Below are 22,113 nucleotides of genomic sequence, written 5' to 3'. Positions count from 1 at the left end.
TTTAGTTTTCTACTTTCAGTAAATTAATATCAAAAATTAGTACAGATCCACCTGGTATTGGGCCATATGTGTTAGAGCCATAGCCTAAATGTGCAGGGACAAATAATTGACCAGAACCACCTTCATTAAAATAGGCAATACCTTCGGTCCATCCTTTTATGACACCATTAATATTAAATGTAATACCATTAGCATCACTCTCGTCAAAAACTTTACCATCTAAGTAGTAGCCTTTGTAAGCAACGGTAACATCAGAATTACTTAAAGGTTGTTCCCCTTCGCCTTGTGTTTCAATACGATAATACAAACCAGATTCACTTCTAGTGGCGTCTATATTAGTTTTGGCGATATATGCTGCGATATCAGCTTCGTTTTTTGCAACGTAATCAATATTTTCTTTCTCTTCATTACATCCTAGAAATAGGATAAGGCATAAAAAAAGGATACTATTTTTCATTTGGATTTTTTTATCAAATATATGTAGGCTATTTTAATTCTAGTCTATTTTTTTTCCTTGAGTGGTAAAAGACAAACCTTGTGAGCCAGATGTAGAAATCATTACACCTTCAAAAATAGGTTCTGAAGTATTTGGCTTTACTTGCCAATCAAAAATAAAATTGGCTCCCGGTCCACCCTGCTTATCTTTTTCGGCAATAACAATAGCTAAGGTCTCTAACGGATTTAAATAGATTGTCTTGTCTATGTAGGTGTTAAGAAGCTTGCCCTGTGAGTCAAAATATTCTCCTTTAGTAATGTACAATGTATCTTTTCTACTGGTGTTTCTAATGCTTACCGTGGCCGTTAAATCGTGTGTTACGTGTTCTGTGACGCTGTAAATCTGCGAATAAACGGATAAATAACTACTCCCATTTTCAAGTGAGTCTGGTAAGGTTGTCGTGTGCATTCTTTCTTCCCAGTTCAAATTACTATCTACTGATTTTGGTTGGGGGTCCTCACAAGATGCAAGGAAACATAATAGACTGCAAAGACATAATAGGGTTTTCATCTGCTCAACTTTAGAGCTATAAAAATACGTAAAGTTTAGTAGTTATTACGGCCTTAAATTTAGGAGTACTTACCAATTGTTTTTATTCCGATTTGCTTTTTTCTCCGCAGCTTTCTTTTTACTGTGTAAACGTTTTTCAATAGAAGATCTACTTGGTTTTGTTCGTTTACGTTTTTTAGGTTCTTTTAGCGCATTTTCTAAAATAATAAGGAACCTTTTAATAACGAGTGCTTTATTTTTATGTTGGCTTCTGCTTTCATCACATTGCAGTTGTAAGACCTTTTCTTTGTTTATTTTATTTTTTAACTTTAAATAAATTCGTTCTTTATCAAGGGTATTTATACTGCTGGAGTTGGCCACATCAAAGAATAACTCAATTTTAGTAGCCACTTTGTTTACATGTTGGCCACCAGCACCGCTACTTCTAACTGCTTTAAAATGTAATTCTTGAATAATCTGTTCTTTATGAAGCATTAATCTTTAATTCTTGCATTGATGGTTTCAAGTGCTACATTTAAGAACACTTCTTTTTCTGCCTCATAGGCATGAGGAGCGTTGAATAGAATAGGATCGGTCTCATTAAGTTGGGCTTCAATTAAATAATGAGAACCTTTAAAATACGAGTTTTTAACCCATACCTTTAAACCACTATTTTCAGAAATAATCAGTTCTGATGGGTATACTAAAATAGATTTCTCAAGCGTAGCATAAGGTTTTAATAAAGATATAGGGATAAGATTTACATCTCCAAATAAGGAAGCGGTATAGCTATTTTTGGGATGCATGTAGAGTGTTTCGGGATGTTCTTTTGCTAAAATTTTACCTTCTTTTAATACCATAACCTCATCTGCAAAAGATAAAATATCATGAGTGTCATGTGAGGCTACGATGCAAGTGATCTGTTCTGTTTTTAAATAGTTGAAAAGATTCCTTCGCAAACTATTTTTCCTAGAATTATCAATGTGGCTGAAAGGTTCGTCTAATAAAAGAATTTCAGGTTTTTGGGCAAGAACTCTTGCTAGTGCTACTCTTTGCTGTTGGCCGCCACTTAAGAGTTTTACTTTTGTCTTAGCAAAAGCTGTCATCTCAATCATTTCTAAAAGCTCTTCCGTGCGCTCTTTAAGTTCTTGAGGGTAGAATACAGATAAATATTGACTCACATTTTCTTCTACCGATACATAGGGCATCAAATCAAAATCTTGAGAAAGGTATTTCATGAAGGTCTCTCCGGGAACCAATTTAAAGTCGGGACCTAAAATAGGATTGTCGCCCCAAGAAATACTTCCATGAGTGGGTTGTAAAATACCATACAAAAGTTTTAACAAGGTACTCTTTCCGCATCCGCTTTCACCAATAATAGAAATATGGGCTCCTTTATCAGCGGTAAAACTAATATTAGAGATAATCTGATGTGAGGAATAAGAAAAAGTTAAGTCTTTTACGTGTAACATAGTGTATTCTATAGCAGACAAAATTAGAAATAAAAAATCCGTTTCAGTTAGAAACGGATTTTAATCTTAGATATTGAATGAAGAGGAAATCAATTTAAGCTTGAAAATGCTTCATCATTACTAGTTTTCTATTATTCTATGAACTGATTGGTATTCATAATTCTGTAATGACTACCTTCTTTCATACATGGTTTAAATGTGCCCTTAATTTCTTTAAAAACTACTTGATCACCATTAGATAAAACAATCTCTTTACTATCGTCTCCTTTGTAGCGTAAGGTTAATTGATCATTCTCGTAAATGCGAATTTCTGGCTTTACCGTTGTTTTTAATGAAGCCATTCCTGATTCCATCTCAGGGATACTCGTAATTTCAATTTTTGAAAAATCAATAGTCTTATCTTTATAGGTAAGGGTGCCATTTTCTAATGTGGTGAAGTAGGTGCAATCTGGAGTAACTGCAATCGTTGCCATATCTTCAGGGTTTTCAAGGGCATTAGTACTTTCAAATCTTTCAAATAATGGTTTGTAAGAAGAAGTCCACATGTCAAAAAAGCCTGTGTTTTCTTTTACAGTTTCCAAATCTTTTTTAGCAGCCGCTATATCTCTTTTTAAAAGATGAGCGGCAAGTAAATTTGCATAGATAACTTTGTTTTTAATTTTGTCTTTAACTTTTTTTCCAAAGTCAACACTTAATTGACTAGTCCAATAGGCTATGGCTTTGTCTAAGCTCGCAGTGTCGCTGCTGTTGGCTACGATAGCGTCAATTAGGGGTTGTGAATTGGTATTGAAATCATTTGCAGCACCATCTTTGGTTTTCTTAAAAAGGCCAAACGGAATTTCTAAATCTGCAGAGCCAGAAAATAGGTGCTCTTGAGTTTTTAATAGCTTTTGAACATATGAGGTTACCATTCTGGCTCTTGTCACTTTTCTATCATTTGCCATGTCGTATTCGCTACTGGCAACCACTTGATAATCTACATGATCTTCAATGCGGGTTACTAGTTTGTTTTCTTTATTAAGCACTAAAATATTATAATTCCCTTCTAAATTAATTACTGCTTGCCCCGGTATTAATTTACCGCCAATAAAGCCCACCAGTATTTGAAGATCTGCATTATCATCTACTTGGGTTAGACCACTTAATTTTAAACCATTTGTGTTTGATGCAATGGTTGGGTTTTCATCTGTTGGTGTGTAGTTCCAATAAGCACCATCATCTTGAATAGTATAACTAAATGTTTTGGTGTTTTTAAGAAATTCTGGTTGTTCAAAGCTTGTCGTTACATTACTTGTTTTTACATCTGATTTTTGTGCATTGGCAAAGGAAATGCTTGCTAAAAAGGACAGTAAAAGTACTTTTTTCATAATCGGTAAGGTTTTGTTATTGAGGTTTAATTAAAATAAATAATCCGTTCCCTAATGGAAACGGATTTTAATCTTAGATATTGAAAATGTATTACTCTTTAAATTCTTTCAAAACGGCTTGGTTTGGTAGCGTTTCAAACCCCATGTTAAACAAAGTGAAAGCTTGTAAGTCTACTTGCTCATTTATGATAGCCTCGGTAGATTTTCCAGCGCCATGACCCGCATTTACATCAATACGAATTAAAGTAGGATTGTCTCCTGCTTGTGCTTCTTGTAAAGCTGCGGCAAATTTAAAACTATGCGCAGGTACCACACGGTCATCATGATCACCAGTAGTAACTATGGTTGCTGGGTATGCTGTTCCAGCTTTTACATTGTGTACTGGAGAATATCCTTTTATGTATTCAAACATTTCTTTAGAATCTTCAGAAGTTCCATAATCATAAGCCCAGCCAGCACCAGAAGTAAAGGTATGGTAACGTAACATATCTAAAACACCAACGGCAGGCATTGCTACTTTCATTAAATCTGGTCTTTGGGTCATTACAGCTCCAACTAATAAACCACCATTAGAGCCACCTTTAATAGCTAAAAATTCTTTAAATGTATATTTTTTCTTTGTTAGGTATTCTGCGGCAGCAATAAAATCATCAAACACATTTTGCTTCTGTAATTTTGTGCCGGCATCATGCCATTTCTTACCATATTCTCCGCCACCTCTTAGGTTAGGAACTGCATATACACCGCCTTGCTCCATCCAAACCGCATTAGAAATACTAAAGGATGGGGTTAGGCTCACATTGAATCCTCCATATCCGTATAGTATGGTTGGATTTTTGCCATTAAGTTCTAAGCCTTTCTTATGGGTGATGATCATAGGAATTTTAGTACCATCTTTAGACGTATAAAATACTTGTTTTGATTCGTAATCTGACGGATTAAAGTCAATATTAGGTTTCCAGTATTGCGTATAGTCTCCTGTTTCTACATTGTATTTGTATAAAGAACCAGGTGTATTATAATTGGTAAAAGAAAAATAGAACTCTTTGTCTTCTTTTTTTCCGCCAAATCCTCCGGCCGAACCAACACCAGGGAGTTTAACTTCTCTAATTAGTTTGCCATCATAATCATATTGAAACACTTTAGAGATCGCATCCACCATATATTCCGCAAAAAAGTATCCACCGCCCGTATTAGGAGATAATACGTTTTCTGTTTCTGGGATAAAATCTACCCAATTTTCTGCACCAGGATTTGCGGCATCTACAGTAACTATCTTTTGATTAGGGGCATCCTTGTTTGTCATAATATACAATTTGGAACCCTTGTTTTCTATTACATAACTATCGGTGTCTGTGTGGTCTAGAATAGTCACAAATTCAGCATCTGCCTTGCTTAAGTCTTTCATTAAGAGTTTATTTCCTGAAGTAGATGTACTAAGGTATACAAATAGGTATTGGCCATCTTCAGTAACGCTACCACTTATGTAACGGTGTTTTTGATCAGGAGTACCACCGTAAATTAAAATATCTTCTTTTTGAGGGGTTCCTAATTTATGATAGTATAATTTGTGCTGATCTGTTTTGGCAGATAATTCACTTCCTTTTGGCTTATCATAGCTAGAGTAGTAGAACCCGTCATTTTCTTTCCAAGAAATGCCACTAAATTTAATATCGACTAAGGTATCTTCAATAACTTCATTTTTGGCAGCGTCTAAGATAATTACTTTGCGCCAATCACTACCGCCTTCTGAAATAGAGTAGGCAGCCTTGCTGCCATCTTTAGAAAAGTCTAGACCTGCTAGAGAAGTTGTGCCATCCTTAGAAAAAGTATTTGGGTCTAAAAATACTTCAGCGTCTGTATCTTCTCCTTTTTTTCTATAGACGACATATTGGTTTTGTAGTCCGTCATTTTTATAGAAATATGTATATTCTCCTTCTTTGAATGGGGATCCTAATTTCTCATAATTCCAAAGCTTTTCTAAGCGCTTCTTTAAATCTGAACGAAAAGGAATGTGCTCTAAATAGCCGTACGTAACCTTGTTCTGAGCTTTTACCCAGTTTTCTGTTTCAGAACTTTTATCATCTTCCAACCATCGGTATGGATCTTTTATTGCTACACCAAAATAGGTGTCTACGCTATCTACTTTAGCTGTTGTTGGGTATTTCACAGTAATTTTTTCTTTTTTAGGTGTTGTTTCGCAACTGACTAGTAGTAAGGTAGTCGCTGCTAAGCTTGCTAGTTTTTTCATAGATTGTTTAATTAGTCACTCTAAAAATAGCATAAAAAAACCTTTGTAACGAGCTTGTTACAAAGGTTTTAACATTCTTAAAAATTATGCGCTTACACTAAATTGTGCGCAACTAAGTATTCTCCAATTTGTACGGCATTTGTAGCAGCACCTTTTCTAAGGTTATCAGCAACAATCCACATGTTTAATGTATTTCGTTGGGTTTCATCTCTACGAATACGTCCTACAAACACATCATCTTTATCATGTGCATAGATAGGCATTGGGTAGGTGTTGGTATCTGGATTATCTTGTACAATAACACCAGCGGTTTCACTTAATAATTTACGTACTTCTGTTAAATCAAAATCGTTTTCAAATTGAACGTTTACCGATTCTGAATGACCACCAGCTGTTGGGATACGTACCGCAGTAGCGGTAATTGAAAAAGTACGGTCATCAAATATTTTTTGAGGTTCACGTGCTAACTTCATTTCTTCCTTAGTATATCCATTTTCTAAGAAAACATCACAATGTGGTAACGCATTTCTTCCTATAGGATAAGGGTAAGCCATTTCTCCCTGAATACCAGCTATTTCATTTTCTAATTGTTGAACCGCTTTTACGCCGGTTCCAGAAACAGATTGGTAGGTTGAAATTACCACACGTTTCATTTTATATTTTTTATGCAGCGGAGCTAAAACCATTACCAATTGTATGGTAGAGCAATTTGGATTTGCTATGATTTTATCTTCCTTAGTTAATTGGTCTGCGTTAATTTCTGGTACCACTAATTTTTTAGTAGGATCCATTCTCCATGCAGATGAGTTATCAATAACGGTAGTTCCTACTTCAGCAAATTTAGGAGCCCATTCTGTTGAGGTATCTCCACCAGCAGAAAATATTGCAATCTCTGGCTTTGCTGCTACAGCATCTGCTAAACCTATAACGGTATATTCTTTATTTTTATAGGTCATTTTCTTCCCTACGGAACGTTCAGAAGCTACTAATAATAATTCTGTAATAGGAAAATTACGTTCTGCTAATACTTTTAGCATTACTTCCCCTACCATGCCTGTTGCACCTACAACTGCTACTTTCATTGTTATAAATTTAGATGGCAAATGTAATTCAATACAATGTATCGGACAAAGAAATTAAAGATGAATAATTATAATTTAACAAAAAGTTATATTTGTAACAATTTTACATTATCTTTCAGCATATGGAAGCTAGGACATCTAAAAACCATAAATTTACGAAAACAAGCTCTTTAGTAGAATATATGAAGGTATGGATTATTGATGATGACCTAGTGTCACGATTTGCAACACAATATGGGGTACAACAAGCTTCGGCATTATGCAATATTGCTATTTTTGAAAGCGCAGGGGAAGTACTAGATTTAATTAGGGAAGACGCATTTACAGGAGACGATTTACCAGACATCTTATTGTTAGACCTGGTAATGCCGGAAATAAATGGGTGGCAATTTTTAGAAGAATTAGAAGTAACGGGTAAGACTAAAGATACTTTGCGTATTTATGTGTTGTCTGCTTTTACAAATTATAAGGATCGAATTTTGGCAAAGGATCATCCTTTAGTATACGGTTATTTTGATAAGCCTTTATCGCGAGTAAGTGCAGATGCTATTTTTAAAGCACTAGAATAACCTTTCTTTTCCATCAACTTAATTTATTGGAACAAAGAAAAACCGTCAAATACATTAGCGTAATGTACTTGACGGCTTAAGATTACTACTGTAGTGCAGCGGTATTACCCAATAATTGGATAATGAATATTATTTATTTTTTCAATAAATCTCTAATTTCAGCAAGAAGATCTTCTTGAGATGGTCCAGCAGGAGCTGCAGGAGCAGGAGGAGTTTTTGTTTTGTTGTAAGCTTTTACAATCAAGAACATAACGAAACCAACAATGATTAAATTAACGATAGTGTTAATCCAAGAACCGTAAGCAATAACAGCACCACCAGCTTCTCTTGCAGCTGCTAAGGTTGCGTAATCATTTCCGTCCATTGCAATGTGCATGTCCTCAAAATTCATTCCACCAGCAAAATATCCAATAAATGGCATAGCGATATCTTTAACAAATCCATTAATTACGGCTCCTAATGCGCCAGCCATAATTACTGCAACTGCAAATTCAATGACGTTACCCGTCATAATGAAATTCTTAAATTCTTTTAACATGATTTAGTGTTTTTAATTATTAGTTAATTTGTTTAATGTAGCGCAAGATACTAAAAATTTAAATCTTAAATAAATGTTAATGAATATTTTGTTATTCAATGATAACACGCTTTACCCTTTGAGAAATGCCGGTAAGTACTTCATAAGAAATGGTATTGGCTCCTTCGGCAAATTCTGTAGCGGTTGGTTTCTCACCAAAAACAATAACTTCATCTCCTTCATGGCAGTCAATAGCCGTAACATCTACCATAATCATATCCATGCAAGTGTTGCCAATAATAGGGGCATAGTGCCCATGAATACACACCACACCCTTGCCGTTTCCGTACTCTCTTCCAATACCATCTGCATGGCCTAGCGGTAGAGTGGCTGTTTTTATGGGGGAATTAGAAGTAAAAGCGCGGTTGTAGCCCACACTTTCATTAGCTTCTAGGTAATGTATCTGAGAGATGTTTGTTTTAAGGGTAACTATAGGAATAAAATTTTTATCTTCTATAGGGTCATTGCCAAAACCATAAAGACCAATGCCACTGCGTACCATATCAAAATGGGCTTCCGGGTAATTTATAATTCCAGAAGTATTGGCTAAATGTTTAAAAGGAATATAAGGTAAAGCAGCATCTATTTGCGTACAAATTTCATGGAAACTTTTAATCTGACTTAAGGTGAACTCCTTCTCGTTTATATCTTCGGAAGCAGCCAAATGTGAAAAAATAGACAACACTTTTATAGTAGAAGTTTCCGCTAGTTTACGTGTAATCTTAGAAATATCATGGGCGTTAAACCCCAATCTATTTAATCCGGTATTAAATTTTAAATGTACAGGATAGTTTTTTTGTTGGTGGCGTTCAGCAGCAGTTATAAAGGCGGTTAATATTCTTTCAGAATAGATATTGGGTTCTAAGCACCGTTCAATAATAGTATCAAAACTCACAATTTGTGGGTGTAAAACTAAAATGGGAATTTTAATTCCTGCATTTCGGAGTGCTACCCCTTCTTCTGTATAGGCCACAGCAAGATAATCGGCACCTACTGTTACTAATTTTTGAGCAATAGCAACCGCGTCACTGCCATATGCATAGGCTTTAACGACTCCTAAAAATTTAGTTTTTGAACTGATTTTACTTTTTAAGTATCTGTAATTGTGTTCTAGTGCGTTTAAATTAATCTCTAGAACAGTTTCTTGAGCCTTAGCCATTAGAATTGGTATTATCTTTTACTTGCTCCACATCTATATCAATATCTTTTATTTTTTCACGGAGCATAGCCTTGTAATATGCGCCACGACTCAAGGGCTCATAAGCATCTATTTCTCCTAGTAGTACCAAATTATCATTGGTAGATTTTCTAAAGCTATAGTTGGCTAGGTTACCTGTACGCGTACATATTGCATGTACCTTAGTAACATATTCTGCCGTAGCCATTAAAGCGGGCATTGGACCAAAGGGGTTTCCTTTAAAATCCATATCAAGACCTGCGACTAAAACACGAATACCTTTGTTGGCTAAATCATTGCATACCGCAACAATTTCATCATCGAAAAACTGCGCTTCATCAATTCCAACAACATCACAGCCGTCTGCTAGCAAACGAATATTAGCAGCTGCCGGTACGGGAGTAGAGCGTATTTCATTAGCATCGTGAGATACTACCATTTCCTCATGATAGCGTGTATCGACTTGAGGTTTGAAAATTTCAACTTTTTGCTTCGCAAATTGGGCTCTCTTTAGCCTTCGGATCAGTTCCTCTGTCTTACCAGAAAACATAGAACCGCAGATAACTTCGATCCAGCCAAATTGTTCTTTAGGGTTTACAGTATTTTCGAGAAACATTTTGTAATTTTAGACGAAAGTTATACGTTATTCGTTTTATTAAAACGAAGCCATAAAATTACTAAACAAACACGGTCTTTTATAATAGATTAGAATAAAAAGTTTTGACAGATGAAAAAACAGCTGAAAAAGAAATTGGTTAAAATTGCTACAAATATTATTACTGCTGATGACATTAGTGATATAACTGAAATGTATGCTGCATCAAAAGAGTTGTATGAAAAGCTAGCTGTACTTAAATTTATTGAAGAGGAGCTAAATGATATAGAGATAGATGTTTCTAAAAATGCAATTGCAGCTAAATTTGAGGAATTAGCAAATGCCGTTATGCATGAAAATAAACACGTTCCAGAAAGCAATCCGCATCAAGAAGATATCATTATTCCAGGAATGGATACCATTAAGGATATGGTTTCTGAAATGCCTATGAGTGCAGAAACAGAAGACGTATTCGCAGATTTTATGGCAAAACCTGCATTAATGAAGAATGATAAGGAGCTTTTTATGCCTGTAGAAACAGAACAAAAAGTGAATGAAGAGGTAAAGAAATCTGTAAATGAAACTTTTCAGAAAGAAATAAAAGTAGGTCTCAATGATCGTTTAGCTTTTGTAAAGCACCTTTTCAATAATAATATGGAAGATTATAACCGTGTTATTTCACAGTTAAATACGATTGCTACAGAAGAACGCTCTATTGCTTTTATCGTAAATATGGTGAAACCAGATTATAACCATTGGGCAGGCAAAGAGGAATATGAAAATAGATTCATGGAATTAATAGCACGCAAATTTTCTTAAACATTAATTTGTAAGCAAGCGCAATAAAGGCTGACTTATAGCATAACTTAAACTATATATCAGCCTTTTATTATGAAATACCTTAAAATTCTCTACTGGATTGGAACTGCATTATTAACTGCAATTATGCTATTTTCCATTCAAATGTACTTGTTAAATACAGCAGCAATACAAGGTGCATTTGTAGCCTTAGGATACCCTGCTTACCTGGTGTATCCCTTAGCTTTTGCTAAGATCTTGGGTTTAATTGCTATCCTTGGTAATTTTAATACATCTTTAAAACAATGGGCATATGCAGGCTTTTTCTTTAATATCAGTTTAGCCTTTTTTGCACACATAGCAGCTAATGATGGGCAATATTTATTTGCGCTATTAGCCTTTATAGGATTAATAATTTCTTATTTTGCGGGTAAAAAGGCAAGGCCGTAATTTTACCCAATGGGAAAACTCTATATTGTACCAACACCAATAGGAAATTTAGAAGACATTACACTAAGAGCCATACGTGTATTAAAAGAAGCAGATTTAATTCTAGCGGAAGACACACGTACGAGTGGTAAACTATTGCATCATCTTGAAATCTCAACGCATATGCAGAGTCACCATATGCATAACGAGCATAAGACGGTAGATGCCATTGTGAAACGTATGCAAGCAGGAGATACTATTGCTTTAATTTCTGATGCCGGTACGCCAGCAATTTCAGATCCTGGGTTTTTGTTAACTAGAGCTTGTGTAGAGCATCATATAGAGGTAGATTGTCTTCCCGGAGCTACGGCTTTTGTTCCTGCATTAGTAAATAGCGGATTGCCTAATGATAAGTTTGTTTTCGAAGGTTTTCTACCTGTCAAAAAAGGAAGACAAACAAGGTTATTGCTGCTCGCAGAAGAACCAAGAACTATTATATTTTATGAGTCACCACATAAGCTTGTGAAAACACTTGGAAATTTTGTAGAATATTTTGGTGCAGATCGGCAAGTTTCTGTTTCTAGAGAATTAACCAAATTGTATGAAGAAACAATACGTGGCACGGCAGAAGAAGTATTAAAGCATTATACAGATAAGCCGCCTAAAGGAGAGATCGTGATTGTCGTTGCCGGTAAAACCAAACAAAAATGAAGATAGCAGAGTTTAAAAGTAAATTAGAAAATACCCCTAAAGAAATTGAATTTTCTGAAACGATGGCTGTTATAGAGGAGCATTATAATTTTTCTCCGACAGCATTCACCAACGGAACATTGAAAAATGCTGCAGGTGAAAATTCAGGATCGTGTAAATTATTTGCTTTTGCAGTAGATCAAGAATTGACAAAGGAACAGACTTTAGCTGCTTTTGGGGCTTTTTATTTCAAAGATGTTTTGAATGATATAGAAGGAAACGGACATCAGAATATTCGAAATTTTATGGCGACAGGTTTTGAAGGATTACATTTTGATGGTGTGGCTTTACTCCAGAAGTAATGGCTATGAAAACCCCGTCTTATAAAATACTGTTTGCGATTACGCTAATAGCCTTTTTTGTGTCATGCACAGATAAGGTAAAAGAAACAGTGACTAAAAAGAGTGAAATGTTACCTAATGGGATGCATCTTACGATTGAAAAAACAGACATTAAAAAAACCTCTTTTGGGATATTCACCAATCATAACTACGGAACTTCTCATAGGTTTAAATACCGCGTTGCTGTAGATCAAGGAAGTATAGAATGGGATTTTGGTGTAGGGGAGCCAAAACACTTTCTTTTTTGTGACAAAGGGATCTATATTCATTACTTAAATGAAAATAGTTATACCGAAGAAGCTAGAGATACTATCAATGATACGATTGAAGAAGTACGAGTTACTAAAATTGAAAATCAATACCAGAAATATATAGATGAACGGTATTTATTCAAATTATTTGGAGATGCTTACTGGGTAGATGTTACAGAAGAAGAATATGCTAGAAACAAATCACTATGTTCTGAACAGGCCATACCAAACGACAATGAATTGACCATTGATGCTGTTGAATAGTTTGAGCTTAAAAATAAACCCCACCAATTGGAAGGGCTTGATTTTTAATTTTTTATAGTCATTGGTTCTCGATACTATTTTTGTTTTATAACGCTGCACAAAAATCATTGGAACTGACGCTATGCTGTCTTGATTTTTAATCTGAATACTATTGTCACTTCGAGTGAATTTTAAGCTTTTTTGCTTTAGATTAGTATCGAGAAGTATTCGTGTTCCTAGCGTTTGTCCATATTATCTTTTTACACGGAGCCATTCAAAAATCACTGGAACTCATATTTTTGAAATTACCATCAACTAATATTTAGATCCGTCGTGTTTGCCTTTCTCCCACCCCGTTTTTCCTAAATATTGGTCCGCACTTTCAACCGCACCATTTTCTATAGTGGTTCCCATAGAATCATTCCATCTATTTAAATAGCCAAAAAGAGAAATGACACCTAGCATCTCTACAATTTCACCTTCATTCCAATACTGGTATAAACGTTCTTTTATTTCGGCATCCACACCATTTGGTACTTGAGACGCTTGCAATGAAAAATCTAGCGCAGCACGTTCTGCCTCAGAGAAAGCAGCATGAGTTCTGTATTCCCAAATATTATCTAATTGCTCTTGCTCTGCTCCGTAGCGTTCTGCGGCTCTAATGGCATGTGCTTGGCAATAACGGCATCCTGTGGCATTACTACTTACCCAAGCAATCATACGTTTTAGGGCAGAAGTAACTCTACCTTCATTAGCCATAACAGCTTTGTTCAAATTAATAAATGCTTTAGAAATTGCAGGTCTGTGTTGCATGGTTAACACAGAATTTGGGCAGAAGCCCAAGGTTTCATTAAAGAATTCTGCTAATTCTTTGGTTTCTTTATCGTGATTCGGATCTAAAGGTTGTACTAAGGCCATATCGTTCTTAATTTATATTCTTTTATCGTATTTTTGAGTAATCAAATCCCTTACAAGAAACGAAAAATTATGAGCACAACAAATCATATATCAACCAAATGGTTGGGCAACATGACCTTTGAAAGTAATAACCCTTCTGGGAATAGTTTAAAAATAGATATTGCTAAAGAAGATGGTGGTGATGGAAATGGGTACAGGCCTAAAGCTTTAATGCTTTCTTCTCTTGCAGGATGTTCAGGATTGGATGTAGCAGCATTAATCAAAAAAATGAAATTAGACGTAGAAGAATTTCATATTGAAACCATTGCAAATTTGACGGATGAGCACCCAAAGTTTTACGATAAAGTTGCGGTAGAATATCATTTTCATGGCGCTAATCTTAAAGAAGATAAATTGCAAAGAGCAGTAGATTTATCCGTAGAAAAATATTGTGGCGTAATGGAAATGTTTCGTCAGTTTGCTGAGATCGAAATAAATACGTTTTTCCATAATAAATAAGGGTATTCAAGTTCAAGTATCAAATTCATTATCAAGGCTGAAGACTAAAGTTTAAGTTTATTTTTTAAAGGATATGGAAAATAAAAAATATAATTTATAGGATAGACTGGTGGCTTTTGCGGGAGATATTATTTTATTCTGCAAAGACTTGCCAAATGATATGACTGGAGAGTATTATGGGAATCAATTACTGAGGTCTGCAGGTAGTCCTGCTCTTAATTTTGGAGAAGCTCAGGGAGCTAGTTCGGTTAAAGATTCTATTCATAAGGCAAGTATTTGTTTAAAAGAATTGAAAGAGTCTAGAGTAAACCTGAAGATTTTGAATAAGGTTTTTTATGGTGATGAAAGTATACGTTTGAATCTATTAGAAGAAGTAGAACAACTAATAAAAATTATTGCAACAATTATTAAAAATAAGAAAAATCAGTGACTTTAAGTTTTTTGAACTTAAACTTGATACTTGAACTTGATATATGCGCTGGACGATTAAAGCCAAACCCGAAGAAGAAAAAATTAAGGAACTTGCCAGTGCTTTAAACGTAGAAGATCTCGTAGCGCAATTATTATTGCAACGCGGCATTTCTACTTTTGAAGAAGCAAAATTGTTTTTCAGACCTCAGTTATCAGACCTACATGATCCTTTTTTGATGAAGGATATGGATATTGCGGTAGCGCGTATAGAAACGGCAATTAATGAAGGAGAGAATATTCTGGTTTTTGGCGATTATGATGTAGATGGTACTACAGCGGTAGCCTTAATGTCTTCGTATTTATTATCTTTTTATCCTAATGTGGCTACCTATATTCCAGATAGATATGCAGAAGGTTACGGCGTATCTTATAAAGGAATTGATTTTGCAGAGGATAATAACTTCTCTTTAATAATTGCCTTAGATTGCGGGGTAAAAGCGGTAGATAAAGTGGCTTATGCCAAAGAAAAGGGCGTAGATTTTATTATTTGCGACCACCATAGACCTGGTGATACCTTGCCAGATGCTGTTGCTATTTTGGATCCTAAGAGAAGTGATTGTACGTATCCGTATGATGAACTCTGCGGGTGTGGGGTAGGTTTTAAATTGATACAAGCATTGGGTTCTAGGCAAGGAGAAACCATTCAAGATTTAATTCCTTATTTAGATTTAGTAGCTACCGCTATTGGTGCAGATATTGTGCCTATTACGGGTGAAAATAGAGTGCTTGCCTATTATGGCTTAAAAGTAATAAACTCAGACCCAAGAGCTGGTTTCAAGGCAATAATCAATCAGATTAAAAAATCCGTATTAACCATTACAGATGTTGTTTTTGTCATTGCCCCACGGATTAATGCTGCGGGTAGAATGGTACATGGGCAGCATGCTGTTAATTTGTTGACGGAAACTAATGAAGCCCAAGCTGAAAAGTTTGCGGGTGAGATAGAGAAATACAATATTGATCGGAGAGGTTTAGATCAAGAAATAACCAAAGAGGCACTTACTCAGATTATTGAAAATAAAGAGGAAGAAGGTTTTACGTCTGTGGTGTATAAAGAAACATGGCACAAAGGAGTAATCGGTATTGTAGCTTCTAGACTTACGGAAACCTATTATAGACCAACTTTAGTGTTCACAAAAAGTGGTGATAAATTAGCGGCTTCTGCACGCTCTGTTAAAGATTTTGATGTGTATAATGCACTCGAAGGTTGTGCAGATTATATAGAACAGTTCGGGGGACACAAATATGCAGCTGGACTTACTTTACAAGAGGACCAGTACAATAATTTTAAACATCAGTTTGAAAAAGTAGTTTCAGAAACCATAGATCCTAATTTGTTGATTCCTGAGATTGCAGTAGATATGCAAATTGAAATTAAAGACATTACACCTAAGTTAATGCGGATTATAAAACAGTTTGAACCTTTTGGACCGGAGAATATGACGCCTGTGTTTATGGCGGAAAATATTCAAGATTCTGGGTATGCAAAGGGCGTAGGTGAAGAAGGGAAACATTTAAAATTTGCGGTTACCCAAAATGGCTATGGCCCTATTGGGGGAATTGGTTTTAATTTAGGCGATAAATTGCCATTGTTAACAGGTAGAAAACCTTTTAGCGCTGTTTTTTCTATTGATGAGAATGAATGGCAAGGTAATGTGAGTTTGCAATTAAAATTACGAGATATAAAGTAGATTAATTTAAGGGTTTTGTATTCCTAATTATTGTTGATACACGTACCTTTGCAGCTTACTTTTTTGAATGCTTCGCTATGGATCCGTATGCTGCTTTACGCTATAAAGAGTTCAATATTTTTTTACTAGTCCGTTTTGCCATGGTTTTTGCCTGGTCTATGCAATTTATTGTAATAGAATGGCAGGTGTATACCTTAACTAAAGATCCGTTATCCTTGGGGATTATTGGTTTAATGGAGGTAATCCCTGCAGTTTCTATGGCACTTTTCGCTGGGCATATTGTAGACCAGAAAGAAAAACGAAACCTGTTGATGCTTTGTATTCTGGGGTTTTCTGTTATTAGTTTTGGGCTGTTTGTGATTAGTATCCCTTCTGTGATCGTTGATTTAGACACCAAAACTATTTTATATACCATATATGGCTTAGTATTTTTAGGGGGTATTGTACGTTCTTTTATTGGTCCCACTATTTTTTCATTAATCGCCCTAATTGTTCCTAAAAAAATATATCCCAATGCTGCGACATGGAGCAGTTCTACCTGGCAAATGGCGTCTGTTTTAGGCCCAGCGTTGGCAGGGTTCTCTATCAGTTATATTGGTGTGCATTGGTCCATGTGCTTGATTTTTGGTTTTTCTATAATGGCATTAATAGCACTTTTCAAAATTGAGCGTAAGCCTATTCTAAATCCGAAAATAGGAGAGCCAATTTTTCAGAGTTTAAGTGAAGGTTTAAAATTTGTATTTACGAATAAAGCCATTTTAGGGGCATTAACACTAGACATGATCGCCGTTTTATTCGGAGGTGCCGTGGCGCTATTGTCTGTCTTTGCACAAGATATTTTACATGTGGGCGCAGAAGGCTTCGGGATTTTGAGAGCAGCACCCGCAGTGGGAGCAGCAATTACCATGTTGGGCTCTACCCGATTTCCTATTCATAAAAATGCTGGGAAAAAATTACTCTTGGCGGTATTTGGTTTTGGTCTTTGTATGATTGTTTTTGGATGGTCTGTATATTTTTGGGTATCTGTTGCGGCCTTATTTTTAAGTGGAGCGCTAGACGGAATCTCCATGGTGGTACGCCAAACTATTCTACAATTAAAAACTCCAGACCATATGCGAGGGCGTGTGGCATCTGTAAATTCTATTTTTGTAGGTTCTTCTAATGAATTAGGTGCTTTTGAAAGCGGCGTAACTGCAAAATTAATGGGCACGGCTACTGCTGTAATTTTTGGAGGTATTATGACCATAACTACAGTAGGGATAACTGCTCTTGCTTTTCCTAAATTTAGAAAGCTAGACCTTCAGAAAGATGTTGAGGAACATGAGGCAGAAGATTAAATTCTTTAGCTTTTGAGTACAAAAAAAGCCCAATGAAGGGCCTTTTTGTCTGTAGGTAATTTAAGATTCGGGGAGAACACTTATTTTTTAGTAGGTTGATTTTTTCGATTTGGGATCAATAACTCAACTTTAATAACAGGGTAAAGATAGTATGGTAGTTCGGTTTTTTATAATTTATGTTGTGAACTCATAAATAGTAGTTGTAGGAAAAGGATTACATGTTGTTTGATGTTTATTTTAGGCAAATGTTCTTCTAATAATTTTAAAAGGATATGCATAAGGGATAAATATTTTTTTAGGAATGGCTTCTATAATGACTGAGTTTGGGCAATAAAAAAAGCCCAATGAAGGGCTATTTTTTGCTGTAGGTAATTTAAGATTCGGGGGAATACTTATTTTTTAGTAGAGTAATTTTTTCGGTTGCGTTATTCAACATAGTAACAAGGTAAAGATATCGTAGGAGAGTATTTTTTTCTAATTTATGTTGTGAACTAGCGCAAAAAACGTTGTAAGAAAGAGCTTACTGTTGTTTGGGCGATAATAAAGGAAGTGCAGATTTATTTTGAAGTAGGGCTATACGTTTTCAGAATCATTTCTTTACCATCAAAAACTCCGTAAGTATAATAACCAATCCAGTCTCCTAGGTTTATATATTTAGATTTGTCAGTTAAGGTAATATCTAAAGGTAAATGTCTGTGGCCAAATACGAAGTAATCATAATGGTCTTGCTCTAGCTTGCGTTTGGCATATTGTACAAGCCATTCCTTCTCTTCTCCTAAGAACTTAGCATCGTCATCACCAGAAATCAGCTTGTTTTTTACCGATAGGTATTGCGCTAAACGTACGCCTAAATCTGGATGTAACCATCTAAAGAGCCATTTAGAGAACGGATTGGTAAATACTTTTTTCATCCGTTTGTAGCCTTTATCACCAGGACCTAAACCATCTCCATGACCAATAAAAAAAGACGTGTCGTTAAAGGTGAACTGTTGGGGTGAATGAAAAACAGGAATGCCTAATTCTTCTTCAAAGTAACCATTCATCCAAAGGTCATGATTGCCTACAAAGTAATAAATAGGAATTCCGGAGTCTGCAATTTCAGCTAATTTTCCTAAAGTTCTAGTGAAGCCTTTTGGAACTACGGTCTTGTACTCCATCCAAAAGTCAAACATATCTCCTAATAAAAAGATAGCCGCAGCATCTGTTTTAATTTCATCCAACCAAGCCACAAATTTTTTCTCTCTTGGATAGCTGTGTTCCATAGTGGGAGCACCTAGGTGATTATCACTAGCAAAGTATACTTTCTTACCTTCTGGAACTTTTAAGGATTGCATTTATTAGAGACTATTAAGGAGATTAATTATCACTAGCGTACCACTCTGCAAAAGAGGTATCTGTTTCTTGTAGTCTTAACGAATGTAATTGAATATTTTCTGGTAGTCTTGATATAATTCGTGCAGAAAAATCAATCACCATATTCTCACTTGTAGGTTGGTAATCTGCTAAAATTACCATGTGACCGCGGTCTGTAAGCTCTTTCGCCAATTCTACATGAGGTGTATTTTTATTAAATACGGTAGCATGATCAAACTGATCTACGATTTCTTCTTTGACAATCTTTTTTAAATCACCAAAATCTATCACCATGCCTAATTTTACATGAGAGGTATCTGTAATAGGCCTGCCAATTACCGTAACAGAAAGTTTATAACTGTGGCCGTGTACATTTCTACATTTACCATCATACCCATAAAGGGCGTGACCGGTTTCAAAATTAAATTGCTTGGTGATTCTGATATTACTCATAATGATAGCTTAAACAAAATGCTTAAATAAGCTGCAAAAGTATTGATTTATATGGAGTAATTTTAAAAAACACCAATCTTAAATAAAAGGTTTGCAGTTAAGATTTGGCGCTAGTTGTTATTGCTACACAATAGCAAGAGCATCTTTACGGTACAACTTTATAGAAAAAGTACCTTTTAAGGCGGTTACTTTCTTTTAAATTTTTTATTATTTCTGTATTTATTGAAAAAATAAATAGCACCAACAATTAATAATAACAAGGCAAAAAATGTACTGCCGTTTAAAAACTCAAGTATTTTCATGATAACTAATAATAGGATAAAAGAATAGAACGATTATTTTTTAGAGATATTATTTTTTAAATTTTTCTAAGGTGTTTTTTGTAAATACTGACAAGGCTAACTTTCCTGTGATGGCAGCTCTTTCAGGTAATAAATCATGCCAGTGGTCTGTGTTTTTCCAGAGCACTTTTTTCCAATCTTCCAAGGCTTGCGGATTGTATTGTGATAGACTATTGGTGTAAAAATCTAACTCTTTGTCTAACTCAGAAATAGAATCATAAACTTTAGCAAATAAACCTTTCTCTTGCGCCCAGTACGCATTTTTCCATGCCGTAGGGCATAAGGATAGTTCAGATAAAGCGGCTGTTCCCAGCTTACGTTCTACGGCTGGTTCAATCACAAAAGGAGCTATGCCAATAGTAAGCTCAGATAAACGAATAGAAGCGCTTTCTGTAGCGTAAACAATATCACACGCGGCTGCTAGACCAACACCACCGCCTACGGTTTTACCTTGTACGCGTCCAACAATTACTTTGCTACACGCACGCATGGCATTGATGACTTTTGCAAAGCCATTAAAAAAAACTTTTCCTTCTTCCAGCGTAGAGACGGCTACCAATTCATCAAAAGATGCGCCGGCACAAAAAGTACTATCGCCTTCAGATTTAAGAATAATTACGGTAACATCTTTATTCGCTGAAAGTTTAGAGAACTCGCTTGCTAGCCGATCTAGCAATTCACTTACAAAGGAGTTGCTTGCTGGATGGCCAAACTCTATGGTAGCCACCTTGTTTTCTATTTTCGTATAAAGACTTCCGTTAGGTCTTGTAGTAGCCATATATTGTAATTTATATCAAAAGTAATTAAAAAATAAGAGAGACTAAGACGCATCACATAGTTCTAAGCGGCATAAATTTTCTTTTAAACTCGATCACCAAGGCACCACCACGGATAAACATCCAGAGGGTAAATGCGATCCAAATACCTTGGAGTTCTAAACCAAAATACTTCCCGATAAATAAAGCGGGAATAAAACCTAGAAAAGTGGCAGCTAATAAAGTATTTCTTAAATATTTCATTTCCCCTAACCCTTTAAATAATCCGTCAAATATAAATGCAATACTATTTATAGGCTGCCCTAGAATTACAATAAAAAAGATCCCATAAAAAGCGTTTAGTACCGGAATGTCATTGGAGAAAAAGGTTCCAATCGGGGTGTAAAAAATAAAGCCTAAGGTCATAAGTAATAGGCTGACAAGTACACCATATATCATAATTTTTTTTGCCAATAAAAAGAGGCCGTCATAGTCTTTACTCCCCAATAGTTTTCCTCCCATAATATTACCTGCAGCAGCATAGCCATCAATGAAAAAAGCAGAGAAAAGCCATAGATTTATGGCAATGGTATGCGCGCCAATATACTTATCGCCAAGTGCTGTGGCCTCTCTAACAGCTAATATTAATGCAATATTAAGTGCTAAGGCTCTTACAAATAAGTTTAAACTCATGATGATGAGTCGGCCTAACTCTGGATGTAAAGGAAGTTCAGGTTTTAAGCGAATGGTTGTTTTTGTAAGGAGTAAAATAAAAGCCATAATGGCCATAACTGCTTGTGCAATTAAACTTGCCCATGCTGCGCCCTCTAAATACATAGGCTCTAAAATGCCTGTAATTCCGTAAACAAAAATATAATCAAGAAATACATTGAGAACTGCACCCACAATAGCAATGAGCATGGGGTAAAATGTATTTTGTAATCCTCTGAAAATACCCATTACGGCAAAGGTGAAGAGGGTTAGTGGAAAGCCCCAAACTCTAATAGAATAATAGGAAATACAGTACTCCAAAATTTTCCCTGTAGCGTTTAAGAATCTAAAGATATCGTCTACAATAAAGATGGTTGATAGTAAAATTAAAATACTCAGCCCAATATTTAAATATATGGCTTGTGCGGGTAACGATTTTATTGCTTCTTTTTTTCCGGCCCCTACATATTGAGAAATTATGGCAGAAATAGCACTTCGGGTTTGTCCTAAAATCCAAATTAACATGGATAAAAAAGAACCTACAATACCTGCCGCAGCCAAAGACTCTATACCATCTACCTCAATATTACCAACAATAGCAGTATCCGTAATAGAAAGTAAGGGCTCTGCAATGCCCGCAATAGTTGCCGGAATTGCCAGTTTATTTATATCTTTAAAAGTGATGGTATTCTTCAAGT

Annotated in this window: 25 protein-coding genes; 10 read left to right on the top strand and 15 right to left on the bottom strand. The window is 35.5% G+C overall.

Going from position 1 to position 22,113, the window contains the following annotated elements; genetic code table 11:
- Position 1: 1 nt before the first annotated feature.
- The 7 genes from M666_RS04395 to M666_RS04365 form a co-directional block, all read right to left on the bottom strand.
- Complete coding sequence (locus M666_RS04395) at positions 2 to 457, bottom strand: FKBP-type peptidyl-prolyl cis-trans isomerase (RefSeq protein WP_029447603.1); 456 nt, start codon at positions 455 to 457, stop codon at positions 2 to 4.
- Positions 458 to 496: 39 nt separating this feature from the next.
- Positions 497 to 1,006: a DUF3124 domain-containing protein gene (locus tag M666_RS04390; RefSeq protein ID WP_029447604.1), complete on the bottom strand. Its 510-nt coding sequence runs from the start codon at positions 1,004 to 1,006 to the stop codon at positions 497 to 499.
- A gap of 69 nt (positions 1,007 to 1,075) precedes the next feature.
- Positions 1,076 to 1,480 carry an alternative ribosome rescue aminoacyl-tRNA hydrolase ArfB gene (arfB, locus tag M666_RS04385; protein WP_029447605.1) on the bottom strand — a complete coding sequence of 135 codons (405 nt, stop codon included), beginning with the start codon at positions 1,478 to 1,480 and terminating at the stop codon, positions 1,076 to 1,078.
- Positions 1,480 to 2,457: an ABC transporter ATP-binding protein gene (locus M666_RS04380; protein WP_029447606.1), complete on the bottom strand. Its 978-nt coding sequence runs from the start codon at positions 2,455 to 2,457 to the stop codon at positions 1,480 to 1,482. The genes arfB and M666_RS04380 overlap by 1 nt, the downstream gene beginning before the upstream one ends.
- A 131-nt stretch (positions 2,458 to 2,588) precedes the next feature.
- Positions 2,589 to 3,824, bottom strand: a complete 1,236-nt coding sequence (locus M666_RS04375; RefSeq protein WP_029447607.1) for a hypothetical protein — start codon at positions 3,822 to 3,824, stop codon at positions 2,589 to 2,591.
- 91 nt (positions 3,825 to 3,915) lie between these two features.
- The gene (locus M666_RS04370) at positions 3,916 to 6,075 is read right to left on the bottom strand and encodes a prolyl oligopeptidase family serine peptidase (RefSeq protein WP_029447608.1); all 2,160 of its coding nucleotides are present in this window, start codon (positions 6,073 to 6,075) and stop codon (positions 3,916 to 3,918) included.
- Positions 6,076 to 6,167: 92 nt separating this feature from the next.
- Positions 6,168 to 7,157 carry an aspartate-semialdehyde dehydrogenase gene (locus tag M666_RS04365; protein ID WP_029447609.1) on the bottom strand — a complete coding sequence of 330 codons (990 nt, stop codon included), beginning with the start codon at positions 7,155 to 7,157 and terminating at the stop codon, positions 6,168 to 6,170.
- Positions 7,158 to 7,279: 122 nt separating this feature from the next.
- Between M666_RS04365 and M666_RS04360 the strand changes: the two genes are divergently transcribed.
- Positions 7,280 to 7,726, top strand: a complete 447-nt coding sequence (locus M666_RS04360; protein WP_029447610.1) for a response regulator — start codon at positions 7,280 to 7,282, stop codon at positions 7,724 to 7,726.
- Between the two features lie 133 nt (positions 7,727 to 7,859).
- Here the strand turns inward: M666_RS04360 and mscL are convergent, their stop codons facing one another.
- The 3 genes from mscL to M666_RS04345 all read right to left on the bottom strand — a co-directional run bounded on the left by mscL (position 7,860) and on the right by M666_RS04345 (position 10,096).
- Complete coding sequence (gene mscL / locus M666_RS04355; protein WP_024482510.1) at positions 7,860 to 8,264, bottom strand: large conductance mechanosensitive channel protein MscL; 405 nt, start codon at positions 8,262 to 8,264, stop codon at positions 7,860 to 7,862.
- 91 nt (positions 8,265 to 8,355) lie between these two features.
- Positions 8,356 to 9,462: an alanine racemase gene (alr, locus tag M666_RS04350; RefSeq protein ID WP_024482511.1), complete on the bottom strand. Its 1,107-nt coding sequence runs from the start codon at positions 9,460 to 9,462 to the stop codon at positions 8,356 to 8,358.
- Positions 9,455 to 10,096, bottom strand: coding sequence for a thymidine kinase (locus tag M666_RS04345; protein WP_029447611.1), 642 nt, complete (start codon positions 10,094 to 10,096; stop codon positions 9,455 to 9,457). The genes alr and M666_RS04345 overlap by 8 nt, the downstream gene beginning before the upstream one ends.
- A 111-nt stretch (positions 10,097 to 10,207) precedes the next feature.
- Between M666_RS04345 and M666_RS04340 the strand changes: the two genes are divergently transcribed.
- The 5 genes from M666_RS04340 to M666_RS04320 all read left to right on the top strand — a co-directional run bounded on the left by M666_RS04340 (position 10,208) and on the right by M666_RS04320 (position 12,908).
- On the top strand, positions 10,208 to 10,894 hold the full coding sequence (locus M666_RS04340) for a DUF8457 domain-containing protein (protein ID WP_029447612.1): 687 nt from the start codon (positions 10,208 to 10,210) through the stop codon (positions 10,892 to 10,894).
- 72 nt (positions 10,895 to 10,966) lie between these two features.
- Positions 10,967 to 11,323, top strand: coding sequence for a DoxX family protein (locus M666_RS04335; protein WP_024482514.1), 357 nt, complete (start codon positions 10,967 to 10,969; stop codon positions 11,321 to 11,323).
- 9 nt (positions 11,324 to 11,332) lie between these two features.
- Positions 11,333 to 12,013: a 16S rRNA (cytidine(1402)-2'-O)-methyltransferase gene (rsmI, locus tag M666_RS04330; protein WP_025616409.1), complete on the top strand. Its 681-nt coding sequence runs from the start codon at positions 11,333 to 11,335 to the stop codon at positions 12,011 to 12,013.
- Entirely contained in the window at positions 12,010 to 12,354 is a 345-nt protein-coding gene (locus M666_RS04325; RefSeq protein WP_024482516.1) for a HopJ type III effector protein, read from the top strand. The genes rsmI and M666_RS04325 overlap by 4 nt, the downstream gene beginning before the upstream one ends.
- A 5-nt stretch (positions 12,355 to 12,359) precedes the next feature.
- Positions 12,360 to 12,908, top strand: a complete 549-nt coding sequence (locus tag M666_RS04320) for a hypothetical protein (protein ID WP_158400207.1) — start codon at positions 12,360 to 12,362, stop codon at positions 12,906 to 12,908.
- Between the two features lie 294 nt (positions 12,909 to 13,202).
- Here M666_RS04320 and M666_RS04315 read toward each other — a convergent pair whose 3' ends face one another.
- Entirely contained in the window at positions 13,203 to 13,805 is a 603-nt protein-coding gene (locus M666_RS04315) for a carboxymuconolactone decarboxylase family protein (protein WP_024482518.1), read from the bottom strand.
- Between the two features lie 69 nt (positions 13,806 to 13,874).
- On the opposite strand from M666_RS04315, the gene M666_RS04310 reads away from it, so the two are divergent.
- The 4 genes from M666_RS04310 to M666_RS04295 all read left to right on the top strand — a co-directional run bounded on the left by M666_RS04310 (position 13,875) and on the right by M666_RS04295 (position 17,802).
- Entirely contained in the window at positions 13,875 to 14,303 is a 429-nt protein-coding gene (locus tag M666_RS04310) for an OsmC family protein (protein ID WP_029447614.1), read from the top strand.
- Between the two features lie 109 nt (positions 14,304 to 14,412).
- Entirely contained in the window at positions 14,413 to 14,733 is a 321-nt protein-coding gene (locus tag M666_RS04305; RefSeq protein ID WP_226989949.1) for a four helix bundle protein, read from the top strand.
- A gap of 43 nt (positions 14,734 to 14,776) precedes the next feature.
- Positions 14,777 to 16,465, top strand: a complete 1,689-nt coding sequence (recJ, locus tag M666_RS04300; RefSeq protein WP_029447615.1) for a single-stranded-DNA-specific exonuclease RecJ — start codon at positions 14,777 to 14,779, stop codon at positions 16,463 to 16,465.
- A 77-nt stretch (positions 16,466 to 16,542) separates the two neighbouring features.
- Positions 16,543 to 17,802 (top strand): MFS transporter, encoded by a 1,260-nt coding sequence (locus tag M666_RS04295; RefSeq protein WP_024482521.1) that lies wholly within the window; start codon positions 16,543 to 16,545, stop codon positions 17,800 to 17,802.
- 557 nt (positions 17,803 to 18,359) lie between these two features.
- Here the strand turns inward: M666_RS04295 and M666_RS04290 are convergent.
- From M666_RS04290 to M666_RS04275, 4 genes are all read right to left on the bottom strand, one after another.
- Positions 18,360 to 19,136: a UDP-2,3-diacylglucosamine diphosphatase gene (locus tag M666_RS04290; protein WP_029447616.1), complete on the bottom strand. Its 777-nt coding sequence runs from the start codon at positions 19,134 to 19,136 to the stop codon at positions 18,360 to 18,362.
- 22 nt (positions 19,137 to 19,158) lie between these two features.
- A complete protein-coding gene (locus tag M666_RS04285) occupies positions 19,159 to 19,608 on the bottom strand; it encodes a 6-pyruvoyl trahydropterin synthase family protein (RefSeq protein WP_025616413.1) in 450 nt (149 codons plus the stop codon).
- 351 nt (positions 19,609 to 19,959) lie between these two features.
- A complete protein-coding gene (locus tag M666_RS04280) occupies positions 19,960 to 20,727 on the bottom strand; it encodes an enoyl-CoA hydratase/isomerase family protein (protein ID WP_029447617.1) in 768 nt (255 codons plus the stop codon).
- A gap of 52 nt (positions 20,728 to 20,779) precedes the next feature.
- Positions 20,780 to 22,111, bottom strand: coding sequence for an MATE family efflux transporter (locus M666_RS04275; protein ID WP_029447618.1), 1,332 nt, complete (start codon positions 22,109 to 22,111; stop codon positions 20,780 to 20,782).
- Positions 22,112 to 22,113 lie beyond the last annotated feature (2 nt).

It is taken from the genome of Cellulophaga baltica 18 (genome assembly GCF_000468615.2).
In the GTDB taxonomy this organism is placed as follows: Bacteria; Bacteroidota; Bacteroidia; order Flavobacteriales; family Flavobacteriaceae; genus Cellulophaga; species Cellulophaga baltica.
Note: the sequence above shows the minus strand (reverse complement) of the source record. Positions and strands in the feature narration are given on the sequence as shown.